General features: G+C 62.4%; 16 protein-coding genes. 8 read left to right on the top strand and 8 right to left on the bottom strand.

What is annotated here, in order from left to right; genetic code table 11:
- The first annotated feature begins 147 nt into the window (after window positions 1–147).
- The 5 genes from aceE to HU218_RS11195 all read left to right on the top strand — a co-directional run bounded on the left by aceE (window position 148) and on the right by HU218_RS11195 (window position 7,978).
- Window positions 148–2,811 (top strand): pyruvate dehydrogenase (acetyl-transferring), homodimeric type, encoded by a 2,664-nt coding sequence (gene aceE, locus HU218_RS11215; RefSeq protein ID WP_174875027.1) that lies wholly within the window; start codon window positions 148–150, stop codon window positions 2,809–2,811.
- 133 nt (window positions 2,812–2,944) lie between these two features.
- Window positions 2,945–4,609, top strand: a complete 1,665-nt coding sequence (gene aceF / locus HU218_RS11210; protein ID WP_174875026.1) for a dihydrolipoyllysine-residue acetyltransferase — start codon at window positions 2,945–2,947, stop codon at window positions 4,607–4,609.
- 96 nt (window positions 4,610–4,705) lie between these two features.
- A complete protein-coding gene (gene lpdA / locus HU218_RS11205; protein WP_174875025.1) occupies window positions 4,706–6,499 on the top strand; it encodes a dihydrolipoyl dehydrogenase in 1,794 nt (597 codons plus the stop codon).
- Window positions 6,500–6,653: 154 nt separating this feature from the next.
- Complete coding sequence (locus HU218_RS11200; protein WP_174875024.1) at window positions 6,654–7,223, top strand: hypothetical protein; 570 nt, start codon at window positions 6,654–6,656, stop codon at window positions 7,221–7,223.
- 521 nt (window positions 7,224–7,744) lie between these two features.
- Window positions 7,745–7,978 carry a hypothetical protein gene (locus tag HU218_RS11195; protein WP_174875023.1) on the top strand — a complete coding sequence of 78 codons (234 nt, stop codon included), beginning with the start codon at window positions 7,745–7,747 and terminating at the stop codon, window positions 7,976–7,978.
- A 192-nt stretch (window positions 7,979–8,170) separates the two neighbouring features.
- Here the strand turns inward: HU218_RS11195 and trxC are convergent, their stop codons facing one another.
- The 8 genes from trxC to rpmH all read right to left on the bottom strand — a co-directional run bounded on the left by trxC (window position 8,171) and on the right by rpmH (window position 13,254).
- Window positions 8,171–8,620 (bottom strand): thioredoxin TrxC, encoded by a 450-nt coding sequence (trxC, locus tag HU218_RS11190; RefSeq protein ID WP_174875022.1) that lies wholly within the window; start codon window positions 8,618–8,620, stop codon window positions 8,171–8,173.
- A 110-nt stretch (window positions 8,621–8,730) separates the two neighbouring features.
- Complete coding sequence (gene rfbC, locus HU218_RS11185) at window positions 8,731–9,276, bottom strand: dTDP-4-dehydrorhamnose 3,5-epimerase (RefSeq protein ID WP_174875021.1); 546 nt, start codon at window positions 9,274–9,276, stop codon at window positions 8,731–8,733.
- A 2-nt stretch (window positions 9,277–9,278) separates the two neighbouring features.
- Window positions 9,279–9,401, bottom strand: coding sequence for a hypothetical protein (locus tag HU218_RS17065; RefSeq protein ID WP_281357162.1), 123 nt, complete (start codon window positions 9,399–9,401; stop codon window positions 9,279–9,281).
- Window positions 9,402–9,404: 3 nt separating this feature from the next.
- Entirely contained in the window at window positions 9,405–10,757 is a 1,353-nt protein-coding gene (mnmE, locus tag HU218_RS11180; protein ID WP_174875020.1) for a tRNA uridine-5-carboxymethylaminomethyl(34) synthesis GTPase MnmE, read from the bottom strand.
- Between the two features lie 132 nt (window positions 10,758–10,889).
- Window positions 10,890–12,551: a membrane protein insertase YidC gene (gene yidC, locus HU218_RS11175; RefSeq protein WP_174875019.1), complete on the bottom strand. Its 1,662-nt coding sequence runs from the start codon at window positions 12,549–12,551 to the stop codon at window positions 10,890–10,892.
- A gap of 17 nt (window positions 12,552–12,568) precedes the next feature.
- On the bottom strand, window positions 12,569–12,778 hold the full coding sequence (gene yidD / locus HU218_RS11170; RefSeq protein ID WP_174875018.1) for a membrane protein insertion efficiency factor YidD: 210 nt from the start codon (window positions 12,776–12,778) through the stop codon (window positions 12,569–12,571).
- Window positions 12,763–13,116 (bottom strand): ribonuclease P protein component, encoded by a 354-nt coding sequence (rnpA, locus tag HU218_RS11165; protein ID WP_174875017.1) that lies wholly within the window; start codon window positions 13,114–13,116, stop codon window positions 12,763–12,765. Before rnpA ends, yidD begins: the two co-directional genes overlap by 16 nt.
- A gap of 3 nt (window positions 13,117–13,119) precedes the next feature.
- Window positions 13,120–13,254, bottom strand: coding sequence for a 50S ribosomal protein L34 (rpmH, locus tag HU218_RS11160; RefSeq protein WP_088965802.1), 135 nt, complete (start codon window positions 13,252–13,254; stop codon window positions 13,120–13,122).
- Window positions 13,255–13,646: 392 nt separating this feature from the next.
- On the opposite strand from rpmH, the gene dnaA reads away from it, so the two are divergent.
- From dnaA to gyrB, 3 genes are all read left to right on the top strand, one after another.
- The gene (dnaA, locus tag HU218_RS11155; RefSeq protein ID WP_174875053.1) at window positions 13,647–15,092 is read left to right on the top strand and encodes a chromosomal replication initiator protein DnaA; all 1,446 of its coding nucleotides are present in this window, start codon (window positions 13,647–13,649) and stop codon (window positions 15,090–15,092) included.
- Window positions 15,093–15,128: 36 nt separating this feature from the next.
- Window positions 15,129–16,238, top strand: coding sequence for a DNA polymerase III subunit beta (dnaN, locus tag HU218_RS11150; protein ID WP_174875016.1), 1,110 nt, complete (start codon window positions 15,129–15,131; stop codon window positions 16,236–16,238).
- 107 nt (window positions 16,239–16,345) lie between these two features.
- A complete protein-coding gene (gene gyrB / locus HU218_RS11145) occupies window positions 16,346–18,736 on the top strand; it encodes a DNA topoisomerase (ATP-hydrolyzing) subunit B (protein ID WP_174875015.1) in 2,391 nt (796 codons plus the stop codon).
- The last annotated feature ends 35 nt before the right edge of the window (window positions 18,737–18,771 follow it).

The raw sequence follows: 18,771 nt of genomic DNA, 5'->3' as shown, positions 1-18,771 counted from the left end.
AATGTTTTCGCTTTCGCAAATTTTTTTTGCGCTTTTGTTCGTTTATAATCGCGAGCAGTAACGGGAGCCTCTAGGCGGGGCTTCGATGAATGTCAGCCTGCCGCACCCGATCGGGCGCGGTAAGGAAAATAACAGTGAGGACGTGAGATGGCAGCAATCTACCCTGACGATATCGATCCGATTGAAACCCGGGAATGGACCGAGGCGGTCGAGTCGGTACTGGACAATGACGGTGCCGAGCGTGCCCATTCCCTGCTGGAGAAAATGGTAGAGCGCCCCCGCCGTCGCGGTGCCCATCTGCCGTTCGAGGCGACTACCGCCTATCAGAACACTATCCCGGTCGGCAAAGAGCAGAAGTCGCCGGGCAACCACGAGATGGAGCACCGCATCCGCTCGATCAACCGCTGGAACGCGATGGCCATGGTGCTGCGCGCCGGCAAGAAAGACCTGGAACTGGGTGGCCACATTGCCTCCTTCCAGTCCTCCGCTACCCTGTACGACGTTGGCTTCAACCACTTCTGGCGCGCCCATAACGACGAGCAGGAAGGCGATCTGGTGTACTTCCAGGGCCACATTGCCCCGGGCGTGTACTCGCGTGCCTTCCTGGAAGGCCGTATCTCCGAACAACAGATGGACAGCTTCCGCCAGGAAGTGGATGGCGGCGGCCTGTCGTCCTATCCGCACCCGTGGCTGATGGAAGACTTCTGGCAGTTCCCGACCGTATCCATGGGCCTGGGCCCGTTGATGGCCATCTACCAGGCGCGCTTCCTGAAGTACCTGGAAAGCCGTGGCCTCGCCAAGACTCCGGGCCGCAAGGTGTGGTGCTTCTGCGGCGACGGCGAGATGGACGAGCCGGAATCCCTGGGCGCCATCGCGCTGGCGGCCCGCGAAGGCCTCGACAACCTGGTGTTCGTGATCAACTGCAACCTGCAGCGTCTGGACGGCCCGGTACGTGGTAACGGCAAGATCATCCAGGAACTGGAAGGCGACTTCCGCGGTTCCGGCTGGAACGTGCTGAAAGTGATCTGGGGCTCGCGTTGGGACCCGCTGCTGGCGATGGACACCAAGGGCCTGCTGAAAAAGCGCATGGACGAGTGCGTCGACGGCGATTACCAGACCTTCAAGTCCAAGGACGGCGCCTACGTTCGCGAACACTTCTTCGGCAAGTATCCGGAGCTGCGCGAAATGGTGGCCAACATGTCCGACGACGAGATCTGGGCACTGAACCGTGGCGGTCACGATCCGCACAAGGTGTACGCCGCTTACTACGAAGCCAGCCACAACGCCAACGGTCGTCCGACCGTGATCCTGGCCAAGACCATCAAGGGTTACGGCATGGGCTCCTCCGGCGAGGCACAGAACGTTGCCCACCAGGCCAAGAAAATGGCACTGGACAACCTGCGCAAGTTCCGCGACCGCTTCGGCATTCCGGTCTCCGACGAAGACCTGGAAAAAGTACCGTACTACAAGCCGGCCGAAGACAGCCCGGAAATGAAGTACATGCGCGAACGTCGCGCCGCGCTGGGCGGCTACCTGCCGGCCCGCAAGCCGGTGAAGGCACCGCTGGCCATCCCGGGTCTGCACGTGTTCGACAGCCAGCTGGGCGACTCCGGCGAGCGCGAATACTCCACCACCATGGCCTTCGTGCGTCAGCTGGGCATCCTGCTGAAAGACAAGAACATCGGTAAGCAGATCGTGCCGATCGTGCCGGACGAATCCCGCACCTTCGGTATGGAAGGCATGTTCCGCCAGTACGGCATCTGGTCCACCCAGGGTCAGAACTACGTACCGCAGGATGCCGACCAGCTGATGTTCTACAAGGAATCCAAAGACGGCCAGATGCTGCAGGAAGGCATCAACGAGCCGGGCGCGATGTCCTCGTGGATTGCGGCAGCGACCAGCTACGCCAACCACGGCATCCCGATGATTCCGTTCTACATCTACTACTCGATGTTCGGCTTCCAGCGCATTGGCGATCTGGCCTGGGCAGCGGGTGACATGCGTGCCCGCGGCTTCATGCTCGGCGGCACCGCCGGCCGTACCACCCTGAACGGTGAAGGCTTGCAGCACGAAGACGGTCACAGCCACATCCAGGCCGGCCTGATCCCGAACTGCATCAGCTACGACCCGACCTTCTCCTACGAGCTGGCGGTGATCCTGCAGGACGGTCTGCGCCGCATGTATGTAGAGCAGGAAGATGTGTTCTATTACATCACCCTGATGAACGAGAACTACACCCACCCGGCAATGCCGCAGGGCGCCGAAGACGGCATCCTGAAGGGTATGTACCTGTTCAAGGATGGTGGCGACGCCGCGGTGAAAGTGCAGCTGATGGGCTCCGGCACCATCCTGCGCGAAGTGATCGCCGCTGCCGACCTGCTGCGCAACGACTTCGGCATCGCCTCCGACATCTGGAGCGTGACCTCCTTCAACCAGCTGCGTCGTGACGGCATGGAAGCCTCGCGCCACAACTTGCTGAACCCGGTGGGCGAGCAGCGTCAGTCCTTCGTCGAGCAGCAGCTGTCCGGCCGCAGCGGTCCGGTGATCGCCGCGACCGACTACATCCGCAACTACGCCGACCAGATTCGCGAATACGTACCGGGTCGCTACGTGGTGCTGGGTACCGACGGTTTCGGCCGCTCCGACAGCCGCGCCAAGCTGCGCGAGTTCTTCGAAGTCGACCGTTACTACGTCGCCGTGGCCGCGCTGTCCGCGCTGGCCCGTGAAGGCAAGATCGAAGCCAGCCGCGTGGCCGAAGCCATCGCCAAGTACGGCATCAACGTGAACAAGCTGCCGAGCTGGAAGGTATAAGCCGCCAGGGCGGGCGCACCGGGACGGTGTTCCCGCCTGCTTGTTTCCCTGCCGTGCGTGGCGCTAGCGCCAGCGTGTAGCCGAATATCGGCGGCGTTTCCGGACGGAAACCCGCCCTACGAATGGAAAGCTCATGAGCAATCTGATCGAACTGAAAGTGCCCGACATCGGCGGTCACAGCAATGTAGACATCATCGAAGTATTCATCCAGCCGGGTCAGACCGTGGCGGTGGATGACTCCCTGATCACCCTGGAAACCGACAAGGCGACCATGGAAGTACCGGCGGAAGCCGCCGGTGTGGTGAAGGAAGTCCGTGCCGTACTGGGTGGCAAGATTTCCGAAGGCGACGTGATCGCCATCATCGAAGTGGGCGCCAGCGCCGCCGCTCCGGCTCCGGCCGCAGCCGCACCGGCTCCTGCTCCGGCCGCCGCGGCAGCAGCTGCACCGGCAGCCGTTGCCGCCGCGCCGGCACCGGTGGCTGCGGCCAACGTTGGCCGCAGCGAAATCCGCGTACCGGATATCGGCGGTCACAGCGGTGTGGACGTGATCGAAGTCGCCATCAAGGTCGGTGACGAGATCAAGCTGGACGACAGCCTGATCACCCTGGAAACCGACAAGGCGACCATGGAAGTGCCGGCCACAGCCGCTGGCCGTGTGGTGGAAGTGAAAGTGAAAGTCGGCGACAAGATCAGCGAAGGCGATCTGATCGTGGTGGTGGAAGGTGCCGGCGCTGCCGCCGCACCGGTGGCCGCTGCACCTGCCGCTGCGCCGGCTCCGGTGGCTGCCCCGGCTGCTGCCGCTCCGGCCCCGGCCGCCGCACCGGTAATGGCACCGGTTGCCGCTGCCGTGGCTGCCGCGTTCGACGAAGCCGGCTTTGCCAAGTCGCACGCCGGTCCGTCGGTACGCAAGCTGGCGCGCGAGCTGGGTGTCGACCTGTCCAAGGTGAAAGGCTCCGGCCGCAAGGGCCGTATCGTCGAAGACGACGTGAAGGGCTTCGTGAAAGCCGTGATGCAGAACCCGGCGGCGCTGGCCCCGGCGGCGGCTCCGGCCGGCAATGGTGGCGGCCTCGACCTGCTGCCGTGGCCGAAGGTGGACTTCGCCAAGTTCGGCCCGATAGAAACCAAGCCGCTGACCCGCATCCAGAAGCTGTCGGGTGCCAACCTGTCGCGCAACTGGGTGATGATCCCGCACGTTACTTTCAACGACGAGTGCGACATCACCGAGCTGGAAGACTTCCGCAAGACCATCGGCAAGGAATGGGAAAAGTCCGGCCTGAAGATCAGCCCGCTGGCCTTCATCATCAAGGCCGCCGCCGAAGCGCTGAAGGCGTTCCCGAACTTCAACAGCTCGCTGGATGGCGACAACCTGGTGCTGAAGCAGTACTACCACATCGGCTTTGCCGCCGACACGCCGAACGGCCTGGTGGTACCGGTGATCAAGAACGTCGATCAGAAAGGCATCAAGCAGATCGCCAAGGAACTGACCGAACTGTCCGCGCTGGCGCGTGACGGCAAGCTCAAGCCGACCGACATGCAGGGTGCCACCTTCACCATCTCCAGCCTGGGCGGTATCGGCGGCACCAGCTTCACCCCGATCGTGAATGCGCCGGAAGTGGCCATCCTCGGCGTGTGCAAGTCGCAGATCAAGCCGGTATGGAACGGCAAGGAATTCGCGCCGCGCCTGATGTGCCCGCTGAGCCTGTCCTTCGACCACCGCGTGATCGACGGCGCCGCTGCGGCCCGCTTCACCGTGCATCTGGGCAAGCTGCTGTCCGACGTACGTCGCCTGATCCTGTAATCGGGCCTCGCGCGGGCTGGCCGGCTGGCCGGCCCGCAAGGATTCGTGTGGCAGGAAGGCTGCGGCCAACCTGCCCGCCATTGCGGATGGAAAACCATGAGCAATCTGATTGAACTGAAAGTGCCGGACATCGGCGGCCACAGCAATGTGGACGTGATCGAAGTGTTCGTGAAAGTCGGCGACAGCGTGGCCAAGGACGATAGCCTGATCACCCTGGAAACCGACAAAGCCACCATGGAAGTGCCGGCCGAACACGCCGGCGTGGTGAAAGAACTGCGCACCGCCGTCGGCGGCAAGATTTCCGAAGGCGACGTGATCGTGGTCATCGAAGCCGCCGGCGCTGCCGCTGCGGCCAACCCTGCGCCGGCTGCCGCCGCTCCTGCTCCTGCTGCACCTGCTGCACCTGCGGCCGCCCCGGTTGCGGCGCCTGCCGCAGCCACGCACAGCGGCACCGCCGACATCGAATGCGACGTGCTGGTGCTGGGCGCCGGCCCCGGCGGCTACTCCGCTGCCTTCCGCGCCGCCGACCTCGGTCTGAAAGTGGTGCTGGTGGAACGCTACGCCACCCTCGGCGGCGTGTGCCTGAACGTGGGCTGCATCCCGTCCAAGGCGCTGCTGCACAACGCCGCGGTGATCGACGAGGTGAAACACCTGGCGGCCAACGGTATCAAGTATGCCGAGCCGGAAATCGACATCGACATGCTGCGCGGCTACAAGGAAAAGGTCATCGGCAAGCTGACCGGTGGTCTGGCCGGCATGGCCAAGGCGCGCAAGGTGCAAGTGGTACGTGGCGTCGGCCAGTTCCTCGATCCGTATCACCTGCAGGTGGAAACCACCGAAGGCGAGGGCCAAGCCAAGACCGGCGCCAAGCAGACCATCAAGTTCAAGAACGCCATCATCGCCGCCGGTAGCCGCGTGGTGAACCTGCCGTTCATCCCGCAAGACCCGCGCATCGTCGATTCCACCGGCGCGCTGGAACTGAAGGCCGTGCCGAAGAAAATGCTGATCATCGGCGGCGGCATCATCGGTCTGGAAATGGGCACCGTGTACTCCACGCTGGGCGCGCGCCTGGACGTGGTGGAGATGTTGGACGGCCTGATGCAGGGCGCCGACCGCGACTTGGTGAAGGTGTGGGAAAAGATGAACGCCCACCGCTTCGACAACATCATGACCAGCACCAAGACCGTGGCGGTGGAAGCCAAGGACGACGGCATCTACGTGACCTTTGAAGGTGCCAAGGCCCCGAAAGAGCCGCAGCGTTACGACCTGGTACTGGTGGCCGCCGGCCGCGCACCGAACGGCAAACTGATCGCTGCCGAGAACGCCGGTGTGATCGTCACCGACCGCGGCTTCATCGAAGTGGACAAGCAGCAGCGCACCAACGTGCCGCACATCTACGCCATCGGCGACATCGTCGGCCAGCCGATGCTGGCGCACAAGGCGGTGCACGAGGCGCACGTGGCAGCCGAAAACTGCGCCGGCGGCAAATCCTACTTCGACGCCCGCGTGATTCCGGGCGTGGCCTACACCGATCCGGAAGTGGCCTGGGTTGGCGTCACCGAAGAAATCGCCAAGCGTGACGGCATCAAGATCGAAAAAGCGGTGTTCCCGTGGGCTGCCTCCGGCCGCGCCATCGCCAACGGTCGTGACGAAGGCTTCACCAAGCTGATCTTTGATGCCGAAACCCATCAGGTCATCGGCGGCGCCATCGTCGGCACCCACGCCGGCGACATGCTGGGCGAAATCTGCCTGGCGGTGGAAATGGGCTGCGACGCCACCGACATCGGCAAGACCATCCATGCTCACCCGACCCTGGGCGAGAGCATCGGCATGGCCGCCGAAGTGGCGCACGGCAGTTGCACCGACCTGCCGCCGCAGCGCAAGAAGTAATCTGCATGCAGCTTGCGGCCAACGTTGGCCGCAGTGAAGACGAGAAAGGGCAAGCCTGATGAGGGCTTGCCCTTTTGTCATGGGCAGGAGGTATGATGCATCGGTCACTCACTCTTCCAAATGCCTAATTACCAATTAGGCGAATGCCATAGCCATGGACTTCCTTACTTTCTTTTCTAAAGCGATAGATGCCCTTGCGTGGCCAATAGCTACGGTTGTTCTGGTTACTCGACATCGCGATGAGATTGGCAAACTTGTTCCACAGCTCAAGAGAGTCAAGGCAGGACCTTTAGAGGCAGAGTTCGAGCGTGAAGTAATGGAAGTGAAAGCAAACACTGGTAATACGAGGCCAACTAATCAGTCTTGCAACGTTGATCCAGCATCAAAAAACTCTCTCATCCAGCTCGCCGAGCTGCATCCTCGCTCAGCGATTCTAGAAGCTTGGACTCTTTTGGAAGCCACAGCTCGTACTGTGCTCCAATGCAAAGAGAAACCAAACGAGCTTCGTTCTTACATTCCTGCTGCTAGACTGGCCGAACCTCTTGCTGAGTTGGGAATCCTGAACCAAAGACAAGTCACGCTCTTTCATGAACTCCGCCGACTCCGTAACGATGTTGCACATAGCACGGACCTTCGCCCATCCGCTGCTGCGGCAAAGAACTACTTAGAAATGTCTTCTCAGTTGCAAGGACAGATTGAAGGTGTAGCGGAAACAGTTGGATGAGGAATTGGTTGCACGGTAGGTTGGGCTGAGCCTGCAAAGCGCAGCGTTTACCGCGATCACATGTCCAAGGTTGGCCGCAAACCGTGATGGTTTTGCGGCCAACCTTGTTTTTGTCTGGTGTATCCGCTGCGCGGATGTTTGTTATCAGCCGCTTTCCGCGCGGCAGCGGGTGACTTTCTTTTGCTTCGCCAAAAGAAAGTCACCAAAGAAAAGGCGACCCGGTGGCGCAGGAATTCCCGCAGCAGCGGCCACCATCCCGGCGCCGCCCATACGCTGCGCTCAAAAGAGGGCGGCTTGTTTCCGGGCTGGCAACCGCTGCTACGGCCTGCGCCAACGGGACGGGGCGCGTCGGTTCGAGCTTGGCTGCCGCACGCGTGTTAAGAACCAACAAGGTTGGCCACAAGCCGTCACGGTGTTGCGGCCAACCTTTTGTGCTTACCGCCCGCCCTTCTGCAACCCCGCCGCAATCCAGCACGGTAGGTTGGGCTGAGCCTGCGAAGCCCAAGGTTTACCGCGATCACATGCCCAAAGGTTGGCCGCAATTCGTCACTGATTTGCGGCCAACCTTGTTTTTGGATTTGTATCCGCTGCGCGGATGTTTTTTATCTGCCGCTTTCCGCGCGGCGGCGGGTGACTTTCTTTTGCTTCGTCAAAAGAAAGTCACCAAAGAAAAGGCGGCCGTTGCTACGGCCTGCGCCAACGGGATGGGGCGCGCCGGTTTGAGGTGGGCTGCCACACGCGTGGGGCATTGGTAAGGTGTAGCCCAGATAAGCCGCTGGGGATGAGCGATGTGCTTTCATCGGCCAAGGCCGTTGAGTGTTGACGGTCTGGCTGGCGGTAGGTTTGTCGGCATCCCCGGATGCGCTGACGCTTATCCGGGCTACGCGTGTTCAGAACCAACAAGGTTGGCCGCAAGCCGTCACGGCGTTGCGGCCAACCTTTTGCTGTTAGCGCCCCGCCTTTTGCAATCCCGCGGCAATCCAGCGCTGGATGCTGACGGTGTCCATGGCGCCGGCCTGACGCTGGATTTCACGGCCGCCAACGAACAGGATCAGCGTGGGGATGCTGCGGATGGCGAAGCGCTGGCCGAGGGTGGTTTCGTTCTGGGTGTTGATCTTGGCAAAGCGCACCTGCGGCATGGCGGCGGCGGCCTGGGCGAAGGCGGGGCCCATCATCTGGCACGGGCCGCACCACGGCGCCCAGAAATCGACCACTACCGGGATGTCGTTGCGTGAAATGTGCTGCTCGGCGTTGTCCACCGTCAGTTCCAGCGGCTTGCCGTTGAGCAGTGGCTGGCGGCACTGGCCGCAGTTGGGGGCATCGGCAAGGCGGTTGGCCGGCACACGGTTGGTGGTAGCGCAGTGCGGACAGACCAGGTGCAGGGCGGTGGTGGTCATGGTGATCTCCCGTAGGCAATGACTGGGAAATGGGTTCGGGGGCGCCGGCTTTCAAGCTCGGCATTACGCCGCCGCTGCCGGCGTTGCGGCCAACCTGGCTGGAGGATCGCTCAGGCAAACAGCTCGGCAGCGCGCAGCGGCACGCCCTGTGCATCGCGGGCAGAGAAGATGGGCGCCGCTTCCAGCGGCCAGGCTATTGCCAGCTCCGGGTCATCCCAGCGGATGCAGCGTTCGTGCTCGGGGGCATAGTAGTCAGTGGTCTTGTACAGCACCTCGGCGTACTCGCCCAGCACTAGAAAGCCGTGGGCGAAGCCTTCCGGCAGCCATAGTTGCAGCCGGTTGTCGGCGGACAATTCGTAGCCAACCCACTGGCCGAAAGTGGCGGAGCCGCGGCGCAGGTCCACCGCCACGTCGAAGATCGCCCCTTGCAGCACACGCACCAGCTTGCCCTGTGGCTGTTGCAGCTGGTAGTGCAGGCCGCGCAGCACGCCGCGCGCCGAGCGGCTGTGGTTGTCCTGCACGAAGTGCACCTGCCGGCCGATGGCGGCATCGAATTGCCGCTGGTTGAAGCTTTCGAAGAAGAAGCCGCGCGCATCGCCGTGTACTACCGGTTCGATCAGCTTGACGTCAGCGATGGCGGTATCGATTACGCGCATGTTCAGAACACCCGGTGTTGCAGCAGGCCCAGCAGGTAGTGTCCGTAGTCGTTGTGCTGCCGTGTTGCGGCCAACGCGGCGACGCCGCCGATGAAACCGGCGCCGCCGGTAACCAGGATGGTCATGGCTTACTTGCCGATGCAGAAGCGCGAAAAGATCACGCCCAGCAGGTCGTCGGGGGTGAAGCGGCCGGTGATTTCCGACAGCGCGTTCTGCGCCATGCGCAGCTCTTCGGCGAAGATTTCCACCAGTTGCCAGTCCTGCTCGGCCAGTGCCAGGTGGTCGGCGGCGCGGGCGATGGCGTCCAGGTGGCGTTCGCGTGCCAGGAACACGCCGGCGTCCTCGCCCTGGTAGCCGATCATCTCCAGCAGCAGCGCGCGCAGGTCGTCGACGCCGGCGTGGGTGCGGGCGGACAGGCGCACTACCGGGTGACCGTCTTCCTCGCTGCGGCCAACCTCGCCACCGGCCAGGTCCACCTTGTTGAACACATGCACGCGCGGCAGGTTCGCCGGCAGTTTGCCGAGGATAGCCTGGGTGTCGGCGACGATGCCTTCGCGGCTGTCGATCAGCACCAGCGCCAGGTCGGCCCGTTCCACCGCCTGCCAGGTGCGCTCGATGCCGATGCGTTCCACCATGTCGTCGGTGTCGCGCAGACCGGCGGTATCGATGATGTGTACCGGCACGCCGTCGATCACGATCTCCTCGCGCACGGTGTCGCGGGTGGTGCCGGCGATATCGGTGACGATGGCGATGTCGTCACCCGCCAATGCGTTCATCAGGCTGGATTTGCCGACATTGGGCTGCCCCACCAGTACCACGTGCATGCCTTCGCGCAGCAGCGCGCCCTGGCGGGCGGTGCGTTGCACCGTCTGCAGCTGGCCGCGCAGATTCCGCAGCCGGCCCACCGCGTCGGCTTTCTGCAGGAAGTCGATGTCTTCCTCGGGGAAGTCCAGCGTGGCTTCCACCAGCATGCGCAGGTTGATCAGCTCGTCCACCAGTATGTGGATCTCGTGCGAGAACGCGCCTTTCAGCGATTTCAGCGCACTCTTGGCGGCGCTCTCGCTGGCGGCGTCGATCAGATCGGCGACGCTTTCTGCCTGCGCCAGATCCAGCTTGTCGTTGAGGAACGCGCGCTTGGTGAATTCGCCCGGCTCGGCCAGCCGCGCGCCCAGCTCGAGGCAGCGGCTGATCAGCATTTTCAGCACCACCGGGCCGCCGTGGCCCTGCAGCTCGATGACGTCCTCGCCGGTAAAGCTGTTCGGGCCGGGGAAGTACAGCAGCAGGCCGTTGTCGATGGCGCTGCCGTCGGCGGCGTGGAAGTCGGTGTAGGTGGCATAGCGCGGCTTGGGGGTCTTGCCGCCGCTGATGGCCTGGGCGAACGGCAGCAGCTGCTGGCCGGAGATGCGTACCACGCCGACGCCGCCACGTCCGGGGGCGGTGGCAACGGCGCAGATGGTGCTGGGGGTGTAGGCGAGGTTCATGCTGGTTTCCGGTTCAGGGCCATGTTGTCAGCACACGGTGATGCACTGACAGCATGGTCATGCTTGTTGATATATCAAAAAGCCCGGCCATGTGGCCGGGCTTGGAGTTTACCTTGCAAGGTTGGCCGCAGCTTACGACTGCAACGCGGCCTTGCGGGCGTTTTCGATCTTCTTGTTCACGTAGTACTGCTGGCTGATGGACAGCAGGTTGTTGACTACCCAGTACAGCACCAGGCCGGACGGGAAGAAGAAGAACATGGCGGAGAAGGCCAGCGGCATGATCTTCATCATCTTCGCCTGCATCGGGTCGGCCGGCGGCGGGTTGAGGAAGGTCTGCGCGAACATGCTCACTGCCATCAGGATCGGCAGGATGTAGTACGGGTCCGGACGAGCCAGATCGACGATGTACAGCCACGGTGCCTGACGCAGCTCGACGGAGGCCAGCAGCGCCCAGTACAGGCCGATGAACACCGGAATCTGGATCAGCATCGGCAGGCAGCCGCCCAGCGGGTTGACCTTCTCGGTCTTGTACATCTCCATCACCGCCTGCTGGAACTTCATGCGGTCGTCGCCGTGCTGCTGCTTCAGGTTCTCCAGACGCGGCGCCAGCGCCTTCATCTTGGCCATGGAGCGGTAGGAGGCAGCGGTCAGCGGGTAGAAGGCGGCTTTCACCAGCAGGGTCAGCAGCACGATCGCCCAGCCCCAGTTCTGGACCATGGCGTGCAGCTTGGTCAGCAGCCAGAACAGCGGCGAGGAGAACACATGCACCTTGCCGAAGTCCTTGGCGTAAGCCATGCCGTCGGCCACCTTGGTGATGATGTTGTATTCCTCCGGACCGGCATACAGCGGTACGGTGAACGACGCGGTCTTGCCGGCGGCGATCGGGGCCACGTTGACCATCACGGCAGCGGAGTAGTTGCCGTTGCTCGGCTCCAGCTGGAAGGTACATGCCTGCGCGTTGGCGCACACGGCCTGGCCTTCATACGGCTTCAGAATCCAGGCGCTCATGAAGTAGTGCTGGATCATCGCCACCCAACCGTCGGTGGTGTTCTTGGCGTATTCGGCCTTGCCCTTGTCCAGGGCGGAGAAGTCTACTTTCTGGAACGCGTTTTCCGCGGTGTAGACGGCCGGACCAGTGAAGGTGTGCGCAAAGCGGCCTTCGCCTTCCGGTGCCTTGCCGTCACGCAGCAGGCGATAGTAGGCGGTGGTGGACAGCGGTGCGGCAGAGCCGTTGGCAATGTCGTAACGCACGTCGATCAGGTAGCTGCCCTTCTTGAAGGTGTACACCTTGCTGACTTTGACACCGTTGGCGTCCGGCGCGGTCAGTTTGACCTCGACCGTGTCGCCTTGCAGGCTGTAGCTGGTCTTCTCGGCAGTGAACAGGGTCTTGTGGGTCGGCAGGGCGGTGTTGCCGGCGGAAATCAGGCCGGTCTGGGCCACGTACAGGCGGCCACCCTTGTCGGTGAACAGCTCGAACGGCTTGTTGGCATCCTCGGCTGCATTGTGCTTTTTCAGCTGCAGGCTACGCAGGTCGCCACCGTTGGTGTCGATTTCGGCATGCAGCACGTCGGTATCCACTACCACACGTTGGCCGCTGGCCAGTTTGGCGCTGTCGGCAACCGGGGCGGCGCTGGTGCTGCCAGTGGCCGGAACGTCGGAACTGCCGGAGGCTGCCGCGCTGGCCTGTTGCTGCACGGCGGGTTTGGCGGCGGGCTTCGGCGCAAAATAGTTCTGCCACATCAGCAGAATGCCGAAGGACAGCGCGATGAAGATGATCAGTCGTTTGGAGTCCATCTCACTTACCGGAAAGGTCAGGGAACCGGGTCATAACCGCTGCCGCCCCAGGGGTGGCAACGGCAAATCCGTCGTGTCGCAAGCAGACCGCCTTTCAGCGCACCATGTTTCCGCAGCGCCTCGATGGCATAGCTGGAGCAGGTGGGCTGATAGCGGCAGCGTGGCGCAAGCCACGGGCTGATGGCCAGCTGGTAAAAACGCACCAGCAGAATCAGGAGTCGCGACATCGCGCTAGTTTAGCAAACAGTGCGGCCAATGCTGCGATAGCGTCATGGTAATCGTCGCGGTGGTAGGCCTGGCGGGAACGCACCACGAAATCCACTGCTGGTAGTTCGTGACGATGCAGGCGGAACCACTCGCGAACCGTACGCTTGATGTAGTTGCGGCGGTTGGCGCGCTTGGCGGTCTTTTTGCCGACCACCAGTCCCAGGCGGGCATGGCTCAGGCCGTTGGGCCGGGCATACACCTGGAACAGCGTATTGCTGCGTGCGTTGCGCAAATGAAAAACGGATGAGAACTCATCCGTTTTCAAAAGCCGGTGCGCACGGCGAAAGGTGTGATCCAAGCGTTATACAGCCAGACGCTTGCGACCCTTGGCACGACGGGCGGCCAGAACGGCGCGACCACCGCGGGTCTTGGAGCGAACGAGGAAACCGTGAGTGCGCTTGCGGCGGGTATTGGACGGCTGGTAAGTACGTTTCATGATGATTTTCCTGTTTCGAAACGGAAATAAACGCGTGATTACACAGATAAAACTGCCTTTTGTCAACCTTGTCGATGCCGCAGTGCGGCGAGGCAGCATGGTTGCTGGCAGAACGACTGTTTGATTTTTGCCAGCACGGGGTGCCTTCCGCCGGGCGGCGCTGCGTAAAAAGCTTGCAGTGCTGTGGATAACTCGGGGCAAACACTATAGAATTACCCCTCTTGCAGATGCCGCTCTGCTGCCGAGACTTGCCCCGTCGCCTGCTACTGGCGGCGGACAGTCCGGCCCCCTCAGCAGAACCCCCAATAAAACGCTGCCGGCCATAAGCCGACAGCCGTTCCCGCCGCTTCAAAAATCGTTTGCGGCGGGATTTTGTTTTTATGACTTACTTGATGACCGAACCGGAACAATTCTGGCCACTGTGCCTGACGCGGCTTGAGGAGGAACTCTCCTCGCAGCAATTCAACACCTGGATCCGCCCTCTGGCTGCCGAAGTAGCCGAGGAGGCGGTGGTGTTGTACGCGCCCAACCGCTTCATCCTGCAGTTCATCAAGGACCGCTTCCTGGCACGCATCGAGGAACTGGCGATCGAGCTGCTGGGCGAGTTGCCGGTGGAGCTGCGTATCGGCGCGCCGGCCGGCTCTGCCCCGGCGCCGCTGGCACCGCCCAAGAGCAGCCCGCGCGCGGGTAGTGCCCCGGCGGCTGCGGCCAACGTGGCTTCTGCTATGGACGTCGTCGCCGACAAGCCGGCCAATCCGTCGTTGGCCGCATCGCCGAAGCAGACCGCACTGAAGGCTATCGGTGGTGGTCACGAAAGCACCCGCCTGAACCCGGCGTTTACCTTCGATACCCTGGTCACCGGTAAAGGTAACCAGTTGGCACGCGCCGCCGCGTTGCAGATTGCCGAAAATCCGGGCGATGCTGCCTATAACCCGCTGTTCGTCTACGGCGGTGTCGGTCTGGGTAAGACCCACTTGATCCAGGCCATCGGCAACCATGTCTATGCCAAGAATCCGCAGGCGCGCATCCGCTACATTCATGCCGAGCGCTACGTCGCCGACATCATGCGCGCCTACCAGCACAAGGCGTTCGACGAGTTCAAGCGTTATTACCACTCGCTGGACCTGTTGCTGATCGACGATATCCAGTTTTTCGCCGGCAAGAACCGCACCCAGGAAGAGTTCTTCTACGCCTTCAACGCGCTGATCGAGGGTGGCAAGCAGGTGATCATGACCTGTGACAGCTACCCCAAGCAGATCGAAGGCATGGAAGAGCGGCTGATCTCGCGCTTCAGCTGGGGCCTGACCGTGGAAATCCAGCCGCCGGAGCTGGAAATGCGCGTGGCGATCCTGATGAAGAAGGCCGAGGCCGACAACACCAAGCTGGATCACAACGTGGCGTTCTTCATCGCCCAGAACGTGCGCAGCAACGTGCGCGAGCTGGAAGGCGCGCTGAAACGCGTGGTGGCCTATGCCCGCTTTACCAGCCAGCCGATCACCATGGAGCTGGTAAAGGAAGCGTTGAAGGACATCCTGGCCGCCGGCAACCGCCAGGTCACCATCGATGCCATCCAGAAAACGGTGGCCGAATACTACAAGATCAAGCTGTCGGACATGCACAGCAAGAAGCGCAGCCGCGATATCGCCCGCCCGCGCCAGGTGGCGATGGCGCTGGCCAAGGAGCTGACTTCGCTGAGCCTGCCCAATATCGGCGACGCCTTTGGCGGCCGCGACCACACCACCGTGCTGCACGCCTGCAAGACCATTGCCGAAATGCGCGGTAGTGACGGTGACATAGCGCACGATTACGATACGCTGCTGGCCATGCTGCGTAACTGATACTGATAAACGAACCGTAACCCCGGGAGTCTGCACATGCTGATTCTGCAAGCCGAACGCGACGCGCTGCTCAAACCCCTGCTGGCTGTGACCGGCATTGTCGAGCGCCGTCACACCCTGCCGATCCTGTCCAACGTGCTGATCGAGAAAAAGGCCGACGCGGTGAGCTTCCTCGCCACCGACCTGGAGATCCAGATCACCACCGCCAGCCCGGACGACATGGCTGGTGAGGCATTCCGCCTGACCACCTCGGCCAAGAAACTGCAGGACATCCTGCGCGCCATTCCGGGCAACGCCACCGTGACCCTGGAACAGCAGGACGCCGGCCGCCTGACGCTGAAAGCCGGCAAGAGCCGCTTCAACCTGCAGACCCTGCCGGCCGACGACTTTCCGCTGCTGACCGCCGGCAGTGCCGCCGAAGCCAGCTTCCAGCTGAGCCAGCGCGACCTGAAGCGGCTGATCGCCCAGGTGCAGTACGCGATGGCGGTGCAGGACATCCGCTACTACCTCAACGGCCTGCTGCTGCAGACCGAAGGCAACCAGGTCCGCCTGATCGCCACCGACGGCCACCGTCTGGCCTTTGCCTGCGCCGACATCGAGGCTTCGCTGGCCAAGAGCGAAGTGATCCTGCCGCGCAAGACCATCCTGGAGCTGTACAAGCTGCTGCAGGACAGCGACGAACAGATCAACATCGAGCTGCTGTCCAACCAGGTGCGCTTCAGCTTCGGCAGCACCGTGATCATCAGCAAGGTGGTGGACGGCAAGTTCCCGGACTACAACCGCGTGATCCCGCTGGATAACGAAAAGATCTTCCTGATCGAGCGCGTCACCTTCCTGCAGGCGCTGCAGCGTGCCGCCATTCTGGCCAACGAGAAATTCCGCGGCGTGCGTCTGGTGCTGAAGCCGGGCGCGATGTCCATCCTGTGTACCAACAGCGAGCAGGAAGAAGCGGAAGAAGAGCTGGAAATCGCCTTCCAGGGCGGCGAGCTGGAGATCGGCTTCAACATCAACTACCTGCTGGACGTGCTGACCAACCTGCCGGCCGACACCCTGCAGCTGGCGTTTGGCGATGGCACCCGCTCCGCGCTGGTGACCATCCCTGACAACAGCAACTTCAAGTACATCGTGATGCCGATGCGCATCTGATGCGCGGGCAAGCGCGCGGGGCCAGCCTTGCGCGCGCTGTTGCGGCCAACGTTGGCCGCAGACGGTAGGGCACCATGCCCCGGACGAATCAAGACAAGAGTGGTTTTATGAGCGAACAGGAATACGGCGCAGACAGCATCAAGGTCCTCAAGGGTCTGGACGCAGTGCGCAAGCGCCCCGGCATGTACATTGGCGATACCCAGGACGGCACCGGTCTGCACCACATGGTGTTCGAAGTGCTGGACAACGCCATTGACGAAGCACTGGCCGGACACGCCGATACCATCAAGGTCATCATCCATCCGGACGAATCCATCTCGGTGGAAGACAACGGCCGTGGCATCCCTACCGACATCCACCCGGAAGAAGGCCGTTCCGCCGCAGAAGTCATCATGACCATCCTGCACGCCGGCGGTAAGTTCGACAGCAACAGCTACAAGATTTCCGGCGGCCTGCACGGCGTGGGCGTATCGGTGGTGAATGCGCTGTCCGACTGGCTCAAGCTCAAGATCTGGCGTAACGGCCAGGTACACGAGATGGAGTTCCGCCGTGGCGAAGCCGTGGCTCCGCTCACCATGACCGGTCACACCAACCACCGCGGCACCCAGGTGACCTTCCGCGCCAGCGAGGAAACCTTCGGCAAGGTGGAGTTCCACTTCGACATCCTGGCCAAGCGCATCCGCGAGCTGTCCTTCCTCAACGACGGCGTGGCGATCACCCTGATCGACGAGCGTAACGGCAAGGAAGAAAACTTTGCCTTCTCCGGTGGCGTGGCCGGCTTTGTCGGTTACATGAACCGCAACAAGAACCCGCTGCATGCCAAGGTGTTCTACGGCATTGGCGAAAAAGACGGCATGACCGTCGAAGTGGCGATGCAGTGGAACGATTCCTACCAGGAAAACGTGCAGTGCTTCACCAACAACATTCCGCAGCGCGACGGCGGTAGCCACCTTACCGCGCTGCGTCAGGTAATGACCCGCACCCTCAATGGCTACATCGAGGAAAGCGAAGTGGCCAAGAAGGCCAAGGTCGATACCACCGGTGACGACATGCGCGAAGGCCTGACCTGCGTGCTGTCGGTGAAGCTGCCGGACCCGAAGTTCTCCAGCCAGACCAAGGACAAGCTGGTGTCCAGCGAAATCGGTCCGGTGGTCAACGAAGTAGTCAGCGAGGCGCTGAAAAACTTCCTGCTGGAAAACCCCAACGAAGCCAAGATCATCACCGGCAAGATAGTGGAAGCCGCCCGCGCCCGCGAAGCCGCGCGCAAGGCCCGCGAAATCACCCGCCGCAAAGGGGTGATGGACGGTCTGGGCCTGCCGGGCAAGCTGGCGGACTGCCAGGAAAAAGACCCGGCGATGTCCGAACTGTATCTGGTCGAGGGTGACTCCGCCGGCGGCTCCGCCAAGCAGGGCCGCGACCGCAAGTTCCAGGCCATCCTGCCGCTGAAGGGCAAGATCCTCAACGTCGAGCGCGCGCGCTTCGACAAGATGCTGGCCAGCCAGGAAGTGGCCACGCTGATTACCGCACTGGGCTGCGGCATCGGCAAGGACGAATACAACCCGGACAAACTGCGCTATCACCGCATCATCATCATGACCGATGCCGACGTCGATGGCGCCCACATCCGTACCCTGCTGCTGACCTTCTTCTACCGCCAGACGCCGGAGCTGGTGGAGCGCGGCCACATCTACATCGCCCAGCCGCCGCTGTACAAAGCCAAGCACGGCAAGCAGGAACGCTACCTGAAGGACGACTTCGAACTGAACCAGTACCTGCTGCAGCTGGCGCTGGACAAGTCCGAACTGATCCCGGCCGAAGGCGAGGCCGCCCTGTCCGGCGACACCCTAGCCGAAATCGCCCGTCAATACCTGCAGGCCCGCGCCGCCATCGAGCGTGAAAGCCGCGTGGTAGACCCGCTGGTGCTGCACGCACTGCTCAAGGTTGGCCGCATCGCGCTGGATAGCGAAGCCGTTGCCAATGCGGCGCGTAGCGCCCTGGCTGCGGTACTGCCGGAAGAGCTGATCTCCCTTGCCGTATTGCGCGACGAGAAGAACGACGAATGGCTGATCAAGATCACCCGCAAGCTGCACGGTAACGTGCAGGTAACGGTGCTGGATCAGGACTTCTTGGATACCGCCGACTACGAAGTGCTGGTGAAAACCGGTGACATGCTGCAGGGCCTGCTGCGCGAAGGCGCCAGCGTCAAGCGTGGCGAAACCGTGAAACCGGTCGAGGAGTTTGGCGACGCGCTGGACTGGCTGCTGGCCGAAGCGCGCAAGGGCCTGTCCATCCAGCGCTATAAGGGTCTGGGCGAAATGAACCCGGGTCAGCTGTGGGAAACCACCATGGACCCGACCGTACGCCGCCTGCTGAAAGTGAAGATCGAAGACGCCATGGCCGCCGACGATGTGTTCACCACGCTGATGGGCGACAACGTAGAGCCACGTCGGGAATTTATCGAACGTAACGCATTGATTGCACGCAATATCGACGTGTGATACCGGCTGTTGCTGTCAAAAAAGGCCTCCCAGGT

This window comes from Vogesella oryzae, assembly GCF_902829295.1.
Lineage (GTDB): Bacteria > Pseudomonadota > Gammaproteobacteria > Burkholderiales > Chromobacteriaceae > Vogesella > Vogesella oryzae.
This window is presented reverse-complemented; position numbering and strand designations above follow the sequence as displayed.

What these genes read in the sequence shown, in the direction of transcription:
- aceE (WP_174875027.1), top strand. Translation starts at nt 148, where the DNA reads ATGGCAGCAATCTACCCTGACGATATCGATCCGATTGAAACCCGGGAA.
- aceF (WP_174875026.1), top strand. Translation starts at nt 2,945, where the DNA reads ATGAGCAATCTGATCGAACTGAAAGTGCCCGACATCGGCGGTCACAGC.
- lpdA (WP_174875025.1), top strand. Translation starts at nt 4,706, where the DNA reads ATGAGCAATCTGATTGAACTGAAAGTGCCGGACATCGGCGGCCACAGC.
- HU218_RS11200 (WP_174875024.1), top strand. Translation starts at nt 6,654, where the DNA reads ATGGACTTCCTTACTTTCTTTTCTAAAGCGATAGATGCCCTTGCGTGG.
- HU218_RS11195 (WP_174875023.1), top strand. Translation starts at nt 7,745, where the DNA reads ATGCCCAAAGGTTGGCCGCAATTCGTCACTGATTTGCGGCCAACCTTG.
- trxC (WP_174875022.1), bottom strand. Translation starts at nt 8,620, where the DNA reads ATGACCACCACCGCCCTGCACCTGGTCTGTCCGCACTGCGCTACCACC.
- rfbC (WP_174875021.1), bottom strand. Translation starts at nt 9,276, where the DNA reads ATGCGCGTAATCGATACCGCCATCGCTGACGTCAAGCTGATCGAACCG.
- HU218_RS17065 (WP_281357162.1), bottom strand. Translation starts at nt 9,401, where the DNA reads ATGACCATCCTGGTTACCGGCGGCGCCGGTTTCATCGGCGGCGTCGCC.
- mnmE (WP_174875020.1), bottom strand. Translation starts at nt 10,757, where the DNA reads ATGAACCTCGCCTACACCCCCAGCACCATCTGCGCCGTTGCCACCGCC.
- yidC (WP_174875019.1), bottom strand. Translation starts at nt 12,551, where the DNA reads ATGGACTCCAAACGACTGATCATCTTCATCGCGCTGTCCTTCGGCATT.
- yidD (WP_174875018.1), bottom strand. Translation starts at nt 12,778, where the DNA reads ATGTCGCGACTCCTGATTCTGCTGGTGCGTTTTTACCAGCTGGCCATC.
- rpmH (WP_088965802.1), bottom strand. Translation starts at nt 13,254, where the DNA reads ATGAAACGTACTTACCAGCCGTCCAATACCCGCCGCAAGCGCACTCAC.
- dnaA (WP_174875053.1), top strand. Translation starts at nt 13,647, where the DNA reads ATGACCGAACCGGAACAATTCTGGCCACTGTGCCTGACGCGGCTTGAG.
- dnaN (WP_174875016.1), top strand. Translation starts at nt 15,129, where the DNA reads ATGCTGATTCTGCAAGCCGAACGCGACGCGCTGCTCAAACCCCTGCTG.
- gyrB (WP_174875015.1), top strand. Translation starts at nt 16,346, where the DNA reads ATGAGCGAACAGGAATACGGCGCAGACAGCATCAAGGTCCTCAAGGGT.